Genomic DNA, 17,647 nt, shown 5'->3' with positions numbered 1-17,647 from the left:
ATTCATGTTCACTCCTTTAGTGGATAGTATTATCCAAAATTAAAGTGTCCAGTTCAATTAGACCAGAATATTAATCCCCTACGATGACGGTACCTCAACTTTTTACGATGTGTTTATTGTTGGATTATTAAATACGTTATTAGTCTCTTTTATCGGGGTGTTTTTTGCTTCTGTATTAGGGTTACTGATTGGCGTTGGTCGTTTATCACAAAACTATTTGGTATCAAGACTATCAATTGTTTACATTGAAACCTTCCGAAATATTCCCATCCTGTTACAAATTTTATTCTGGTACAACGTGGTACTTGCTGCGTTGCCTAGCCCACGAAAGAGCTTCAGCTACTTTGACAGTTTCTATTTAAATAACCGCGGCTTATTAACACCTGAACCGATTTTTGAAGCGGGTAGTAGCTTTATTTTAGTGGCATTCGTTTTAGCGATTGTAGGCGTTATCTTTTTGGGCCGTTGGGCTAAAAAGCGTCACGATCTAACCGGTGAAGAATTTCCAATCGTTAAAGTGTCAATCGCTATTTTAATCCTTGCTCCTACACTCCTATTCTTTATCACAGGGCAACCTATTACTGCAGAATACCCTGTATTAAAAGGGTTTAACTTCAGAGGTGGTTTAACCATTATTCCTGAATTGCTCGCACTGATGTTTGCGTTAAGTATCTATACGGCAACCTATATTGCTGAAGCGGTACGCGCAGGTATTGAAGCCGTTCCATCAGGGCAAAAAGAAGCAGCAAAAGCATTAGGATTAAAAGATCACGTCATCCTTCGTAAAGTCGTTTTGCCACAGGCATTGCGCGTGATTATTCCGCCCGTTATTAATCAGTATTTAAATCTCGTTAAAAACTCCTCGCTTGCAACAGCGATCGGCTACCCCGAGCTAGTGACCCTATTTTCAGGGACCACGCTTAATCAAGTTGGGCAAGCAATTGAGATTATTTTAATGACCATGGCCGTGTACCTTACTATCAGTATCGTTATTTCACTGGTCTTAAATTGGGTTAATGCAAAAATGGCGATTATAGGAAGATAATTATGGCTACTTATACAATGAAAGAAGCTAAACCAGCGCCAATAGGTACCAAAGGCCCTGTTTACTGGATGAAAGAGAATCTATTTCCAGATGTTAAAAATAGTATATTAACCCTCGTTGGTTTATATATTTTATACCTTATCATCCCACCACTTTTAAACTGGATGATTTTTGATGCGACGTGGAGTGGTACACAAGCTGAGATCACTAAAGAAGGTGCACGATGGATCTTCATTAGTGAAAAATTTGATCAGTTTATGTATGGGTTTTACCCAGAGGAATCGCATTGGCGCCCAAATTTAGTGTTAGTACTGACGGTTGCTTTTCTCTTTTCCTTTAAGATTTTTGCTAATGTAAAAATCAAAGCCGCATTAATATTAATCTACCCGGTCATCTGTTTTATCTTAATCAGTGGCGGATGGTTTGGTCTTGAAACGGTAGAAACTGAAAAATGGGGCGGATTAATGCTGACCCTAGTAGTTGCTGCTGTGGGTATTATTGCCTCTTTTCCAATTGGTATTGTTCTGGCATTGGGTCGTCAATCTGATATGCCTATTGTAAAAACATTATGTGTTGGTTTTATCGAGTTTATTCGTGGTGTGCCATTAATCACTATCCTGTTTATGGCATCGGTTGTACTGCCCCTGTTTTTCAGTGATGGTATCGACTTTGATAAATTACTGCGTGCACTCATTGGTATCACCCTATTCCAAGCAGCGTATATTGCCGAAGTCGTGCGCGGTGGTTTACAGGCAATTCCTAAAGGGCAATACGAAGCGGCTGAATCATTAGGGCTTAGCTACTGGCAGGGAATGATCTTAATTATTTTGCCACAAGCATTGAAAATATCGATACCCAATCTAGTGGGTTCCTTTATCTCACTGTTCAAAGATACCACGCTGGTATTAATCATCGGGTTATTTGATATTCTCGCCATGGTGACATTAACCAACAGTGATACCAACTGGCTAGGTTATGAAGTAGAGGGTTATGTATTTGTAACCTTAATCTACTGGGTTGTCTGCTTCACTATGTCGCAATATTCAAAAGCGATTGAACGTAAATTTAATACAGAACACTAATTAGGAAATCTCTTATGTCTGAACAAGAAATTATGATCTCAATGAAAGACGTTAACAAATGGTATGGTGATTTCCATGTACTTAAAGATGTTAACTTAGACATTAAAAAAGGCGAAAAAGTAGTTATTTGTGGACCATCTGGTTCAGGTAAATCAACCACCATTCGCTGCTTAAATCATCTTGAAAAATTTCAACAAGGTAACATTAATATTAATGGGACTGAACTGATTGATGATGTGAAAGTGGTACGCCATATTCGTGCACAAGTGGGTATGGTATTCCAACACTTTAACCTCTTCCCACATCTTTCTGTATTAGAAAATTTAGTGCTCGCACCAACATGGGTACACAAAGTACCGCGTAAAGAGGCGATCGAAAAAGCGATGTATTACCTTGAAAGGGTAAAAATCGCAGATCAAGCGGATAAATATCCAAACCAACTATCAGGTGGTCAGCAGCAGCGTGTAGCGATTGCACGTTGTTTATGTATTAACCCTGAAATAATGCTGTTTGATGAACCTACTTCAGCGCTTGACCCTGAAATGGTATCGGAAGTATTAGATGTAATGGTTGAACTTGCCGATGAAGGTATCACCATGATTTGTGTAACGCATGAGATGGGCTTTGCTAAAAAAGTAGCGGATCGCGTTATCTTTATGGATGCGGGTCAAGTGATTGAAGAAAATGAACCTAATGAATTTTTTGATAATCCGCAATCGGATCGTTTAAAACTATTCCTTGAGCAAATTTTGTCTCATTAATCGATATCTGATAAACGACAAAGGGATACAGATGTATCCCTTTTTTTTGCTTTAAAAAATATTGTGTGAGCAGTTAATTAATTTAGTCGTATAATAACAATATTCTCTTACTAACAAATTAGGTAAAAATGGAAGTTGAACTGTTAGAAATTAAAGACTTTATACGCCAGTATCCCCCTTTTGATGAACTTCCTGAAGACGCATTAACTGAAATCACACAAAGCATTGAAATATCCTATTTTCGAGCAGATAGCAGTATCATTGACCTCAGTGATAAGATTAATGAGTTATACATGATCCGTAGTGGCGTGGTAGAGATTTTCCGCCGTAATGGAGACTTGTACAATCGTCTAGATCAAGGGCAGCTGTTTGGACAAATGGGATTATTAACCAATAACAAGGTACGCTTCCCTGCAAAATCTGTACGCGACTCACTTTTATACTGCATCCCTGAAGAGATTTTTCATGAGTTCTGTGAACGCTATGAAACATTTGCAGACTTTGTTGAAGTAGAAGATAGTACGCGTTTAAAACAAGCTATCGAGAGCACCAGTGATGATGCAAACTCCCTCACTACCTCGAAAGTAAAAACCCTATTAAGCCGTGATGTGCTTATTTTACCTAATAACTCATCTATTCAATCCGTCGCACAGCAGATGGCAGAAGAGAATGTTTCTGCAGCGTTAATTAATGATCCAGAGGTTACTGATGAAGATGGCAGTAGTTTTGTAGGCATTATTACCGAAAAAGACCTCTGTGCGAAAGTGATTGCAGCAGGGTTAAGCGTCGACATTCCTGTTTCCGAAGTGATGTCCACCGAACTCATATCACTGGATCACAACGCTTATATTTTTGAAGCAATGTTACTAATGCTGCGTTATAACGTACATCATCTGCCAATCCTAAAAAATAAACGCCCAATAGGGTTAATTGAAGTCAGCGATATCATTCGTTATGAGTCACAAAATAGTTTGTTATTTGTAAGCAGTATTATGCAACAGCAGAGTACAGAAGATCTCGCATTGCTTTCAACACAACTAAAAGATTGTTTTGTACGTATGGTGAATGAAGATGCAAATTCACACATGGTCGGCCGTGCTATGTCGGAAATTGGACGTAGCTTCAAACAGCGTTTACTCGAACTAGCTGAACTAGAGCTCGGCGAACCGCCTATTCCTTACTGTTTTTTAGCACTCGGTTCAATGGCACGTGATGAACAACTTATCGTTACCGATCAAGATAATGCCATCATTCTCGATAACAGTTATGAAGAGAAATTACATGGTAAGTATTTCAAAAAGCTCGCGAAATTTGTTTGTGATGGATTAGCTGACTGTGGTTATAGTTACTGTACTGGCGATATTATGGCAACTAATCGTGAATTTAGAAAAACCCAAACACAATGGGAAGACTGTTTTACTGATTGGATAGATGATCCTAACCCGCAAGCACTGTTAAACTGCTCTATCTTCTTTGACCTCACTGGCGTATATGGACGTGTAAAATGGGCAGAGCAATTAAATGGCTTTATTCTCAGACGCGCGAAAAAGAACAATCGATTTTTAGCCTGCTTGGCACGTAACGCTCTTAATCGTAAGCCACCACTCGGATTCTTTAAGGACTTTGTGATGGAAAAAGATGGCCGCCACAATAATTCAATTAACTTAAAACGTCGTGGCACCGCACCATTAGCAGACTTAATTCGTATCCATGCATTGGCGATTGGTTCACAATCTCAGAACTCCTTCCAACGCTTAGAAGACATTATCGAAGCGGGTATTTTACCCAAGTCGAAGGGCCAGGATTTATATCATGCGATGGAACTTATCTCCATGGTACGTCTACGTCATCAAGCATTAGATATAGAATCGGGAATTGAGCCAGATAACAATATTGAACCTGAAAACATGTCCGACTTTGAAAGGCGCAATCTTAAGGATGCTTTTTTAGTATTAAGCAGTGCACAAAACTTTTTAAAATATCGCTACAACGCGAATAAGATGTAAATTATGCATAATTTTACGAATAAAGAAATTTTAAATTGGCGCGCTTTTCTAGAACTGAAACAACAGTTAAGTAAAGATAAACGGCTTAAAAATTTTTATAGTCAGGGGACTTACCATGATGAAACGCCGATCAGAGATGTCGAATTTGTAGCGCTAGATTTTGAAACAACCGGTTTAGATGCTGCTAAAAATAGTATTATTAGTATTGGTTTAGTGCACTTTAACTTACGGCGAATTTTTTGCAAGAAAAGCAAGTCTTGGTATATCGATCCACAGGATAATCTCCAAGAAGATTCTATTGTTATCCATGGTATCACCCATTCCGATTTAAAAAGTGCACCTAATTTGTTACGTATTCTAGAGCAATTGTTAGATGAGCTCGCCGGCAAAGTAATTGTGGTGCATTACCGCCGTATTGAACGTGATTTTTTAGACAGTAATTTGCGGGCATTTATCAAAGAAGGCATTGTTTTTCCAATGATCGATACCATGCAAATTGAAGCGGACATACAACACCAAAAATCACTGGGATTTTTCAATTGGTTTAAAAATAAAAAATCACACTCTATACGTCTTGCAAACAGTCGCACACGCTATAACCTTCCCACCTACCAACCACACGATGCAGTCACCGACGCGATTGCAACAGCGGAACTGTTTCAGGCACAAATAAAGCATCACTTTAGCCCAGAGACTGAACTTAAAAAACTTTGGCTGTAATACCAATGACAGTAAATGGCTGATCTATTTTACTGGTTAAAAAAGTCATAAAAAAAGCCACTCGAGTATTCACCCGAGTGGCTTTTTGCTATCTGTAGCTATGGTTCAGTACTTAATAAGGACTGACCGCTTATACTTTAACCTTTCTTACGTGGCTCTGTACGCATACCCATTAATAGGCTCACACACATTATCAGTAAGATAAAGGTAAATGGCAGTGCTGTAGAGATAGCACCTGCTTGTAACGCTTCAATCGCTTCTGTGCCACCAACCCAAAGTAGACCTGCAGCAATCGCGCCGCCAATAACTACCCAGAAGATTCGTTGTGGAATAGGCGCATCCACTTTACCACCGGCAGTAATACTATCGATAACTAGTGATCCAGAATCTGAAGAGGTAATAAAGAAAACGATAACTAACGCAATAGCAAGCATAGATAAAAGGCTTGCAAACGGTAGTGCATCAAACATTTGGAACATTGCTAATGGCACATCTTTCAGCCCTTCCGCGCCTAATGTGCCCACTTCATTAATGATTTGACTAATCGCAACGCCACCAAAAACAGACATCCATAAGATACTTACTAATGTTGGAATGATGATAACCGCAGAGATAAACTGGCGTACCGTACGGCCACGCGAAATACGTGCGATGAACATACCTACAAATGGAGACCATGAAATAAACCATGCCCAGTAGAAGATTGTCCAACCGTGCATCCAAGCCTGATCATCACGACCAATTGGGTTGCTTAATGGGATAATATTTTTAACATAACCCATTACAGTAGTAGGGATTGTGCCCATTGAGATAGCAAAAGTAACGGCTGCAACAAAAACAACTAATGCAAGCGCCATTATCATGTTGATATTACTAATGATTTTAACGCCACCTTCAATACCACGTACAACGGAAATAATCGCTAGTAAGGTGACGAAACCAATAATAGCAAGTTGAAGTGGAAATCCAGCTTCTAAGCCAAATACATGGTGGAAACCACTCGCGGCTTGTTGTGCACCTAAACCTAGCGATGTTGCTAAACCAAACAGTGTCGCGACAACAGCAAGAATATCAACAACATGACCAGGCCATCCCCACGCTCTATCACCTAAAATAGGATAGAAAATTGAACGAATAGAAAGTGGTAAACCTTTATTATAAGCAAAGAAAGCTAATGATAATGCCACTACGCCATAGATTGACCATGGGTGTAGTCCCCAATGGAACATGGTTGCACCCAGTGCAACTTCTACCGCTTCTGGTGTGTTAGCAGCAACATTAAGTGGCGTTTCATACCAACCGGTATAATAAGCAACGGGTTCTGCCACGCCCCAGAACATCAGACCAATACCCATGCCTGCTGCGAATAACATTGAGATCCAAGAAAAACTTGAATAATCAGGTTTTGCGTCATCACCGCCTAAGCGAATTTTACCGTATGGTGAAATAGCGATACCAACACAGAAAAGAACGAAAAAGTTAACTGACCACATAAATAAGCTATCAAATGCGCCAATAATGCTCCATTTCATTCCATCTAAGAATGATTTTGATGCTTCTGGTCCTACAAACAAAATGCCAGCTAAGAACAGCACAATTAGCCCCGCACTAATGCCAAATACAGGGTTATGTACATCAAATCCCCATTTGGTCACGTTATCCTGCCCTACCGTATAGTCAGTACTATCAATACTATATTTATCTTTATTTAAATGCATTATTCCTCAATTAGAGCACCCTGCTCCGTTAGTGTATTTATATGACATCATGCTTTTTATAATGAAAACAACATCCTGCTGATCCATATGACATGATTGACATAGGACGTACTTTAACATAAATAACTAGCTATTTCAGGGTTCATCCTGAGCCTTTACAGGGCAAACTCGCCAGTACAACATTTGATAACCCTAACAACAAGCAAAGGCCTAGCTGAGACATTTAGTAATATGTGTTAGAAACCAGTCATAACGTGCTGCTAATGAGAAGTGTCGCTTGGTGGTTATGTAGAGTGGATCACTGACAGGCATCATCAGTGGCGCTGCATATAATTCTTCAGGTGCACTAAACTGTGCAACCGCTCTTGCTGGTAATACGGTATAACCAACTCCCTTTGAAACAGGTAACAAGATTTGATTTAACTGATTAACATAACCACTCACCGATAGACTCTGGCTCCCCAAATATCCTTTAAACTCATTACTGCTCAATACCTTATCGACAAATTCAAAACCATCGGGATGATTAATAAAGCCCAATGAATTGAGTGTTTCGAAGTTGATCTCTTTTTGCGCATAGCTTTTAGGCAATATTAGTTGCAACGGCTCATTACCCAACTTTGTTTGCATTAATTGTGAATGCTGTACCTGTTGATTAACGATGCCAATATGTACTGTATTATTTAAAACCCCTTCAATAATAGAGTGATTAGGCGCAGCTTCTAACTTCACATTTAAACCTGAATGAGCACATTGATAATCGATGAAATCAGGATAAAGGTCGGATGCGATCGCACCAGAGCAAGCGATAAAACAATCACCTTGGTAAGGGTCATCAAAATCAATTCTGTCTTGTAACTGCTGATCCAGCGTTAAACTCGCTACCCCATATTCATGCAGTAACTGCCCCGCCCTGGTTAATTCAAACTGTTTATCATAACGATTGAGTAATTGAGTTTGCAGCTGATTTTCCAATTTTTTGATATGTTGGCTAACCCCCGGTTGCGTCATATACAGGTTATTCGCCGTTTTAGTGAAATGCCCTGTTTTCACCAAATCCATAAACGTATAAAGCCATTTCTGATTGATCATCTACTTTCCACCCACACATCATTACGAAGTGTTATTAAAAAATTAGTAAATAATAACATAGTTCAGTTCATTAATGAGTTCAACCAAGCTAACAAGGTACTGAAAAATATAAACGCTTTTTGTTTGATTTTTAACCTACCATTAATAACTCAACCAAATTAGGAGCGCGTTATGAGTCAAACTTACCCAAGAACATTCTCACATATTGGTATTTCAGTACCCGATTTAGAAGCAGCAGTGAAGTTTTATAGTGAGGTACTAGGCTGGTATATCATCATGAAGCCTAGTGATGTAGTGGAAGATGATAGTGCTATCGGTGAAATGTGTACCGATGTGTTTGGTGCTGGTTGGGAACGCTTTCGGATTGCCCATATGTCCACGGGAGACCGTATTGGTGTGGAGCTTTTTGAATTTAAAAACCAAGAGAATCCGGAGGATAACTTTGAGTATTGGAAAACAGGTATCTTCCATTTCTGTGTTCAAGATCCAAACGTAGAAGAGTTAGCACAAAAAATAGAAGCAGCCGGTGGTAAACGTCGTATGAAAGCGCCACGCTACTATTACCCAGGAGAAAAACCTTATCATATGATCTATATGGAAGACCCCTTTGGTAATATTTTAGAAATTTATAGCCACAGCTATGAATTACATTACGCTAGTGGTGCGTATAAATAGCTAAAACACGCCATAAATTTATTATTTTATGGCGTTATTCTGGCGCTAATATTGACCATTATTAGTTATCATACCCACCAAAAAAATCCTACCTCTTATAAGGTATATGTTAATACATTAAAATATATAATATTTTTAAGTTTAAGGCAGACAGGCAGATTACTTCCGTTATAATGCGCGGGTTAACAACTCGTTACAACTGCGTATTAGCATTAACACGAGTGTACTATTTTATTGGTTACCGTCTCTGGTAACAATAACTGACCAAAATTCAAAATAATAACTAACAATGTTTATAACAAGGAACACTATGAATACGTTTTTCAAAAAATCTTTAATTGTATTTACTGCAATTGCAAGTTTATTAACCCTACCCGCTTTTGCACAGGAAACCGTTAAAGTAGGTATGTCTGGCCGTTACTTCCCATTTACCTTTTCAAAGCTAGATAAATTACAAGGTTTCGAAGTTGATCTTTGGAACGAAATTGCAGAACGTTCAGATTACAAAGTAGAATTTGTTACATCAAGTTTCTCAGGTCTATTTGGTATGTTAGAAGCCGGCCATATCGATACTATCTCTAACCAAATTACAATGACTGAAGCGCGTTTAGCACAATACGCTTTTACATCACCTTATGTGGTTGATGGCGTACAAGTTGTTGTACGTAGAGGCCGTGACGATATCAACGGTATCGAAGATCTTAAAGGCAAAAAAGTAGCGGTAAACTTAGGCAGTAACTTTGAACAAGTATTGCGCCGTTTTGATGTTAATAATGAAATCAATATTATTACTTATGATTCAGGTTTAGAGCAAGATGTTGCATTAGGTCGTATGGATGCATTCGTAATGGATCGTGTTTCATCAACACAGTTAATTCAAAAATCGGGTTTACCACTTCAATTAGCAGGTCAACCTTTTGAGACAATTGAGAATGGTATGCCATTTTTAAATAAACCGTCACAAATAGTTATCCGCGATCAAGTGAATAAAGTACTCGCTGAAATGCAAGCAGACGGTAAACTTGCTGAAATCTCAAATACTTGGTTTGGTTCTGATATTACTCAGTAACCCCCTTGTCAGGTAGCCTGCATACATTCATGCAATGTATGCAGGTTTTCTTAACAGCTAGCGCCTTAATGCTGGTCGCTACATTAACCCATTAACACTTCATTTTTGATACTCAATATATCGTAATGAAATAACTATTTAGGATGGCATTTTTATTATGCAAAGCTCGTTTGACCTTCAATACATTATTGAATTGATGCCAATATTATTGAAATACCTTGGCGTCACTATGGAGATGGCACTGTGGGGATTTTTATTCGCCCTGATTCTTTCGCTTTCACTCGCTTTGATCCGTGTTTTTAAAATTGCCGTCATTCAACACTTTGCCGCCCTGTTTATCTCCTTCTTCCGTGGTACGCCTTTATTAGTACAACTGTTCATACTGTATTATGGACTGCCACAATTCATGCCTATTTTTATCGGTATGGATGCCTTTACCGCAGCGGTTATCGGTTTATCATTACATTTCTCAGCCTACATGGCAGAAAGTATTCGTGCCGCTATTCTGGGTATTGATAAGTCACAAATGGAAGCCTGTTTAAGCCTAGGCATGACCCGCTTACAAGCGATGAAACGTATTATCTTGCCGCAAGCTTCACGTGTTGCAACACCTTCATTGATGAATTACTTCATCGATATGATTAAAAGCACCTCATTAGCCTTCACCTTAGGTGTTGCTGAAATTATGGCTAAAGCACAAATGGAAGCTTCTTCGAGCTTTAAGTTTTTCGAAAGCTTTTTAGCCGTCGCGCTTATCTATTGGGCCGTTGTTTTAATCTTTACACGCCTACAACATCTTCTCGAACGCCGTCTCAATAAGGCTTATTAATATGATTAAAGTAAATAAACTCAGCAAAAAATTTGACGATTTAAGCGTACTGAAAGACATCAATTTTGAAGTTAACAAAGGCGAGATCGTCGTTATTATCGGCCCTTCTGGCACCGGTAAATCAACGTTATTACGTTGCTTAAATTATTTAGAAACACCCACAAGTGGTATTGTTGAGATTGGTGGCGTCGCTGTCGACGCGCAAAAGCATACCAATAAGCAAGTAACACAACTGCGCCAACAAAGCAGTTTTGTATTTCAAAATTACTCATTGTTTGCCAATAAAACGGCGATTCAAAATGTGTCTGAAAGCTTAATTACCGTCTGGAAAACACCGCGTAATGAAGCATTACAAACAGCAAAATCAATCTTAATTAATGTGGGCCTTGAAGATAAACTTGATTTTTACCCCTCTCAACTTTCTGGTGGTCAGCAACAACGTGTGGGTATCGCTCGCGCAATGGCTGCGAAAGGAGAAGTTATTCTCTTTGATGAGCCAACCTCAGCACTTGATCCGGAGTGGGTTGAAGAGGTACTTGCAGTAATGCAGCAACTTGCCATCGAAAAACAAACCATGATTGTAGTTACCCATGAGATGCAATTTGCACGTGAAGTCGCCGATAGGGTTATCTTTATGGAAGGTGGTTATATTGTTGAACAAGGCTCTCCAGAACAAATATTTGAACACCCTGAGCATGAACGCACTAAAGCATTCGTAAAACGCGCACTGAAACGATAGAGCGAGTTATTAGTCTGAAATGACCCAGTGTCTATTTTATTGGGGTCATTTCACGATCGTTACTGATATCTAACAACGACCTATTAACTTCTAACGACTACCTACCAACTTCTGTATTTATTAAATTAACTGTGAAAACAGTAAGAAGCCACCAAATACAAAGCAAGCGCTAAGTGCTGCTTTACCACCAGCAACCTGATACAAAGCACCTTCACTCTGCTCAAAGCTTGCAGAGCGCACACGAATCACCATTGCCATCGGCACAAATATAGCTAAAAATACCAGAATGATACCTGCATAAGCTAATACACCAATAAACTTATCCTGCGCTAAAATAGCACCGAGTAACGGTAATACAAAAGACAATACAAAAGTGGTCAATTTATTGGTATTAAACAGGTCTCTATTTTGATCAAATAACGACATTGCAACGCCTAAAAACGAAGTCACAATAGCAAGACCCGTAAACAACGACAGTACAATACCAAGGTTTGCATACTGAGCACTTAGCATAGAGATCAGATCTGAAACGCTAGCAAAGCTCACTAGTTGTTCTGGAGGTAGATTACCGACTACAGCCACTAACCATAATAAGTAACAAAATAGTGGTAGCATCGAACCGAAGATCACCATATTACGCAACTGTTTATGCGTCGCTTCACTGTTATATTTAACCACAGATGGCACCACGACCATAAAACCAAAACTGGTAAACAGTACGGCGCTATTTTTAATAAGATCGACCTTATCTGTATTACTTTGTTGATCAAAATTACCTAATTCAATATTAGGTAATAAGTAAACAAGTGTCAGCACTAACGTAATTAACATAGCAGAGAATAGAACACGATTTAGCTTATCAACCGTTGCCGTTCCTTGCGCAATAAAAGCACCAATACCGAGGGTAAATATTACTTGGCATTGCCATAAGCTTAACGTTAACCCAATGCGACTCAGTAATTGTTGTACAATATCTCCAGCACTTACGATATAAGCGATCATCAAGCAGATCACTAGACAATACAGCAACCCATTAGTCACTAATTGCCCCTGCTTACCAAGTGTTTTTTGGGCAATTGTATTCATACCAATGCCACCACCACTACGAATAGTGGCTTCTAATAGCAAGAGTGCAGCATAGGTAGTACCAACCCAGATACCAAACATGAGTATCGAACCCCAAAGTACACCAAATTGCGCCAGTACCATCGGGATGGCTAACATCCCTGCACCCAACGCAGTACCTGCAATCAACAACATACCGCCCATAATTTTTAAATTCACGCTTTATTCCTAAACAACCACACAGGCATCCAAACCAATGCAATCACAATAAATAACCACTAAATCCGTTTAGCAGCATAAAATGCTGATATTAAAACGGCTTACCAAATGGCAAGCCGTTATCAAAACTTATCTCTTTGTTGCTATAACAGCTTCATTAAGCAGCTTGTTTTATTTTTTCAGATGAATCTTTAAATACTAGCGTTGCAATCACTAATGCCGCACATGTCGGTAAGAACCACGCCATACCCTGTTCAAACATCGGTAAGAAGCTAAAGCTATCCATATTAACACCCGCTACTTTTAGGCCGTCTAAAAGACCAAAAAATAGTGCAATGGAAACAACAAATCGGTAACTCAATTTCTTCTTCGTGATAAAGCCATCTAGCAGTGTTAAAGCAACCAGTGCGATAGCGACTGGATAGATAATAAATAACACTGGAATTGATAATGCAATTAATTGGCTTAAACCAACATTGGTCACTAATGCACATAATGCACAGTTAATAACAACCAATAGCTTCTTATTCCAATTAGGTTTTAGCGTTGTTAAGAACTCCGCCATTGCACTTACCAGACCAACAGCAGTAGTTAAACAAGCAAGCCCGACGACTAACGCTAATAAAATCAGCCCTTGTGAACCAAACAATGCTTGTACATACAACGCGATTATTTCGCCGCCGTTAGTGACATCAGCAGCGATACCTTGGCTTGTGCTACCTAAGTAAAAAAGTGATACATAAACAAACGTTAAGCCCAATGCTGCAATGCAGCCCGCAATAACCAAGTATTTATATTGTGCTTTCTTATCTTCAATCCCTTTTGATTTAATCACGTTAATAATCAACATACCAAACACTAAAGCACCTAGCGTATCCATGGTGTTATAGCCTTCTAAGAAGCCTTTAGTGAATGGACTGTTAATATATTCTTGTGTTGCAGGACCAAAATCACTCAACGGGTTAAGGAAAACTGCGATAGATAAGATAACTAATAGGATGATTAATAAAGGCGTGATCACCTTACCAACCATATCGAGTAATTTACCCGTTGAAAGCGAGAGATAAGTAACAATAGCAAAGAAAACCACTGAAAAAATAGCTAAGCTAAGTGCACCTGAATTATCTAAAAATGGTTTAACTGAAATTTCATAAGCAACCAGCGCGGCGCGTGGTGTGGCAAAACTTGGACCGATGACAATAAACACAGCAAGAGCCAATACTGTCGCAACTTTAGCGGGTAAGTATTTTGCCATATCAAGGATACCGCCACCCGCTTTGGCAACAGCAATTAAAGTAATCAGCGGTAGACCAACAGCAGTAACGAGAAAACCAAGTGTTGCAAGAGAAAGGTGTTCACCGGCCATTGCGCCAGCAAGTGGAGGAAAAATAATATTACCAGCACCTAAGAAGAAAGCAAAATTCATAAAACCTAGCGCTAATATATCAAAACTGGATAAGCGATTTTTCATTCAATATTCCTGTTACATTGGGTGTTAAAAAAAGGTGAACTATCAATGCACTGAAATATTTATGCTTCATTAATGAGATAGAAATTATGTGCGAATAAACCTACTTAATCTGCAACTCATCACATAATTTATGTCAATAGAGAGGCAATACACTATTTGTATCACAAATATATTAATTTGAAAGACCACAGAAAACGCATATATCTTCAGCTTCATTAACTAAAAAAATAGTCACACTCAGTTCATGGTTAAAAATAGCGACAAAAGTCGTTCAAAAAAGAAACGCAAAAATAGGTACAGCCTATATTTATGATGAACTTACAATACAGCTAACTTCAAGAGAAAGTATTCATAAATAGAAGTGTAGTTATATGGACAGCCGCGAGAGCAGCAATAAAACACATTAATATTTTATACAATAATGACATCACAATTAAAAACTACTGATCAGTAAGTTAGAATTATTTGTGATGCTATTGCTAGTGACTTGCTAATTGAATACCTATTTGTGAATAGTTATTGACTTCACCATACGCACACTTATAATGCGCGACAAATATTTTAGATCAAACATTGGTCATCAATTAGGGAGCAACCATGCTTAACGATATTCCTCCGAGTAGGGAAACAGTTTAGGAGATAATAAGCTGTAATACCTTTTTCAAGCATTATCCTTACTAACTCTCCTCAACTGTCACTCAAAAAATACCCATACCACTATTTTTACCCACCACTGGGAGGACGCATTATGTCCGGAGTTTCAGCAATTAAAAACCACCAGCAGGAATCTGCTATTGTTAATGATATTCATACATTACTTGGCGGGCAGGCCTGCGAGAACATACAGCAAAAAATTAAAAAACTAAGCCTTATAAATCTTTATAGTATCTATCAAAACCTGTCAAAAATAGAGCGTAAACAGTTACTCGAATACCTCCCTTCAACCCCAAAATTAGATTTAATACGATTAACTGCTGAATCAGATCCCGTGATTGAACTGATCAATACAGAGCAGTTATTAGTCGTTCAGGAAAATAGCACAGTGGGGATGGTTAAAAGTAAGCGTTTAAACCAACAATACGTTGATAATAGCAATCCAATTGTAGTGGTTAATGAGTTCAATCAGTATCTTGGAATAATAGAGTTACACCACCTAATCGCTTGTCCTGACGATACATTAGCCTCTGAAATAGTCGCCGAGTCCAATAAATTACATGTCAGCGAAACACAGCGAAATGCAGCAAACATTATCGCGAATAGCGGCACTCATTTTGCAGTATTAGTCGATAATCAGAATTCGGTTGTTGGATTATTATCCCTAACAGATATTATTAAGAATAAAGCGCAGCAAGAAACGCAAACAGACAACCGTCCTTATTTGCAGATTCCCGTTTTAAGCCATGTACGCCAACGTATTTTTTGGATCCTCGCTTTGGCAGCTGTAGGACTATTGTCAGGTATTATCATTCAAAGCTATGACGATGCGATCACTGCATTAATTATTTTAGCCTTTTACATGCCGATGGTCGCTGACACTGGTGGAAATGCAGGTAGCCAAGCGGCAACGGTTATTATTCGTAGTATTGCACTCGGTGAATTAAAACTAAAAAATTGGTTTGCCATATTATATAAAGAGATAAGAATTGCTTTATTTATAGGGTTGGGATTAGCTTGTGTTTCATTTTTAAAAATAACCTTTTTATCCTATGGAATAGATTTACCTGAAGGATTAACCTTAACGGTGATCGCCTTTGCTATTGCCCTCGCGATATTCATACAGGTTTTAAGCGCCACTTTGATTGGTGCAAGCTTGCCATTAATCGTTAAATGGTTCAAACAAGACCCTGCAGTAGTGGCAAGTCCAGCTATCACCACCGTAGTTGATGTGACCGGGCTACTGATCTACTTTTACATCACTTCAAGCTTTTTACTTTATTAGGTGTAGGTAGTTAAAAAATAGGCTGAAATTAATTCAGCCTATTCGCTGATAAAAAATAATCCCCCCTAGCCACACTGCTGACGTTTAGCGGTCGTTTTTGGTAATTTTTTAATCTCTTTTTGTAGATCGCTGATACGCGTTGAGTTCGATGGATGCGTTGATAATAACTCTGCCGGTTGCTGCCCCCCCGATGCTTTAGCCATGTTTTTCCACAGTTCCACACTCTGGGTAGGATCAAAGCCCGCTTCTGCCATCAAGCGTAAACCAACAATATCTGATTCACTTTCCTGCGCACGTCCATAGGGCATCATCACACCATACTGTACACCTAGACCTAATCCAGCCATTGTCATACTCTGATATTCACTGCCTTCCATCGCCATACTTGAAATAGCTAACCCTTGCTCAGTGATTTTACTACGAGAAAGTCGCTCATTACTGTGCTCAGCGGTTACATGGGCAACCTCATGGCCAATGACTGTCGCGAGTTGATCTTGATTCGTAGCGACCTTTAATAATCCTGTATAAACCCCTATTTTTCCACCCGGCAATGCAAATGCATTGACTTGTTCGCTATCAAAAACAACGACTTCCCACTCATTAAAGTCAGGTTGAGGGCCTAGGCGAGCAGTGATTGCATTACTAACACATTGGACATAAGCATTCACTTTTGGATCCTGATTAATCGTTTCTTGTGTTTTTAGCTGTTCAAATGATTGTGCCCCGAGTTCAGACATTTCAGCACCTGAAAAAAGCAATACCTGGTGGCGCCCTGTTGGCGAACTCGAGCAGGCAGAGATAAGTAATGTAGAGGCAACCACAGAGGTGAATAAGAGAGTTGGTTTAACGTTCATAAAAAATCCTTTTTCTTTATTAGCTGATAGATAATTTTATGACAAAGGATCGCAAGTGTAAATTTTTAAAACAAAAAATCACTCACCCGGCACAATAAACGGTTTTTAATTTCCATTGAAGCCAAATCACCAATAAGCTAATAGACGTTTAAATTTCTCGCTTTCATAATAGATGATTACGATTGTATAAGTAATAATGTGCTCATAATTCCGACATTAAAAACATTAACACTACATCACCAATATAACCTCAGAATAAAATTTACCTGAAACGTTAACTACTCCGCTATTTTACTGAAACAACTAGTAAATTTTTATGAAAGTTAATGCTAGAGTATTAGTCATACAATAACACTAGGATGC

The 17,647-nt window shown here is 38.8% G+C and carries 15 protein-coding genes; 10 read left to right on the top strand and 5 right to left on the bottom strand.

Features of this window, described 5'->3' with window-relative positions; genetic code table 11:
• Positions 1 to 109 precede the first annotated feature (109 nt).
• From QQK09_RS15840 to QQK09_RS15820, 5 genes are all read left to right on the top strand, one after another.
• Positions 110 to 1,045 (top strand): amino acid ABC transporter permease, encoded by a 936-nt coding sequence (locus tag QQK09_RS15840; protein WP_284205127.1) that lies wholly within the window; start codon positions 110 to 112, stop codon positions 1,043 to 1,045.
• 2 nt (positions 1,046 to 1,047) lie between these two features.
• Positions 1,048 to 2,127: an amino acid ABC transporter permease gene (locus QQK09_RS15835; RefSeq protein ID WP_284205126.1), complete on the top strand. Its 1,080-nt coding sequence runs from the start codon at positions 1,048 to 1,050 to the stop codon at positions 2,125 to 2,127.
• Between the two features lie 14 nt (positions 2,128 to 2,141).
• Positions 2,142 to 2,888, top strand: coding sequence for an amino acid ABC transporter ATP-binding protein (locus tag QQK09_RS15830; protein WP_348532714.1), 747 nt, complete (start codon positions 2,142 to 2,144; stop codon positions 2,886 to 2,888).
• Between the two features lie 128 nt (positions 2,889 to 3,016).
• The gene (locus QQK09_RS15825) at positions 3,017 to 4,894 is read left to right on the top strand and encodes a putative nucleotidyltransferase substrate binding domain-containing protein (RefSeq protein WP_284205125.1); all 1,878 of its coding nucleotides are present in this window, start codon (positions 3,017 to 3,019) and stop codon (positions 4,892 to 4,894) included.
• Positions 4,895 to 4,897: 3 nt separating this feature from the next.
• Entirely contained in the window at positions 4,898 to 5,614 is a 717-nt protein-coding gene (locus tag QQK09_RS15820) for a 3'-5' exonuclease (protein ID WP_284205124.1), read from the top strand.
• Between the two features lie 137 nt (positions 5,615 to 5,751).
• On the opposite strand, the gene QQK09_RS15815 is transcribed toward QQK09_RS15820, so the two are convergent.
• Positions 5,752 to 7,332 (bottom strand): BCCT family transporter, encoded by a 1,581-nt coding sequence (locus tag QQK09_RS15815; RefSeq protein ID WP_284205123.1) that lies wholly within the window; start codon positions 7,330 to 7,332, stop codon positions 5,752 to 5,754.
• 210 nt (positions 7,333 to 7,542) lie between these two features.
• Positions 7,543 to 8,424: a LysR family transcriptional regulator gene (locus QQK09_RS15810; RefSeq protein WP_284205122.1), complete on the bottom strand. Its 882-nt coding sequence runs from the start codon at positions 8,422 to 8,424 to the stop codon at positions 7,543 to 7,545.
• Positions 8,425 to 8,595: 171 nt separating this feature from the next.
• On the opposite strand from QQK09_RS15810, the gene QQK09_RS15805 reads away from it, so the two are divergent.
• From QQK09_RS15805 to QQK09_RS15790, 4 genes are all read left to right on the top strand, one after another.
• Positions 8,596 to 9,099: a lactoylglutathione lyase family protein gene (locus QQK09_RS15805; RefSeq protein WP_284205121.1), complete on the top strand. Its 504-nt coding sequence runs from the start codon at positions 8,596 to 8,598 to the stop codon at positions 9,097 to 9,099.
• A 310-nt stretch (positions 9,100 to 9,409) separates the two neighbouring features.
• Positions 9,410 to 10,168 (top strand): amino acid ABC transporter substrate-binding protein, encoded by a 759-nt coding sequence (locus QQK09_RS15800; protein ID WP_284205120.1) that lies wholly within the window; start codon positions 9,410 to 9,412, stop codon positions 10,166 to 10,168.
• Positions 10,169 to 10,325: 157 nt separating this feature from the next.
• Positions 10,326 to 10,997 (top strand): amino acid ABC transporter permease, encoded by a 672-nt coding sequence (locus QQK09_RS15795; protein WP_284205119.1) that lies wholly within the window; start codon positions 10,326 to 10,328, stop codon positions 10,995 to 10,997.
• Position 10,998: 1 nt separating this feature from the next.
• Complete coding sequence (locus QQK09_RS15790) at positions 10,999 to 11,736, top strand: amino acid ABC transporter ATP-binding protein (RefSeq protein WP_284205118.1); 738 nt, start codon at positions 10,999 to 11,001, stop codon at positions 11,734 to 11,736.
• Positions 11,737 to 11,856: 120 nt separating this feature from the next.
• Here the strand turns inward: QQK09_RS15790 and QQK09_RS15785 are convergent, their stop codons facing one another.
• Positions 11,857 to 13,020: an amino acid permease gene (locus tag QQK09_RS15785; RefSeq protein ID WP_284205117.1), complete on the bottom strand. Its 1,164-nt coding sequence runs from the start codon at positions 13,018 to 13,020 to the stop codon at positions 11,857 to 11,859.
• A 157-nt stretch (positions 13,021 to 13,177) separates the two neighbouring features.
• Positions 13,178 to 14,491 carry a branched-chain amino acid transport system II carrier protein gene (gene brnQ, locus QQK09_RS15780; RefSeq protein WP_284205116.1) on the bottom strand — a complete coding sequence of 438 codons (1,314 nt, stop codon included), beginning with the start codon at positions 14,489 to 14,491 and terminating at the stop codon, positions 13,178 to 13,180.
• 748 nt (positions 14,492 to 15,239) lie between these two features.
• Here brnQ and QQK09_RS15775 point away from each other — a divergent pair.
• Positions 15,240 to 16,430 (top strand): magnesium transporter, encoded by a 1,191-nt coding sequence (locus QQK09_RS15775; RefSeq protein WP_284205115.1) that lies wholly within the window; start codon positions 15,240 to 15,242, stop codon positions 16,428 to 16,430.
• A gap of 65 nt (positions 16,431 to 16,495) precedes the next feature.
• On the opposite strand, the gene QQK09_RS15770 is transcribed toward QQK09_RS15775, so the two are convergent.
• A complete protein-coding gene (locus QQK09_RS15770; protein ID WP_284205114.1) occupies positions 16,496 to 17,284 on the bottom strand; it encodes a M48 family metallopeptidase in 789 nt (262 codons plus the stop codon).
• Between the last annotated feature and the right edge of the window lie 363 nt (positions 17,285 to 17,647).

Origin of the sequence: Psychromonas marina, assembly GCF_030161115.1 — a bacterium.
In the GTDB taxonomy this organism is placed as follows: domain Bacteria; phylum Pseudomonadota; class Gammaproteobacteria; order Enterobacterales; family Psychromonadaceae; genus Psychromonas; species Psychromonas marina.
This window is presented reverse-complemented; position numbering and strand designations above follow the sequence as displayed.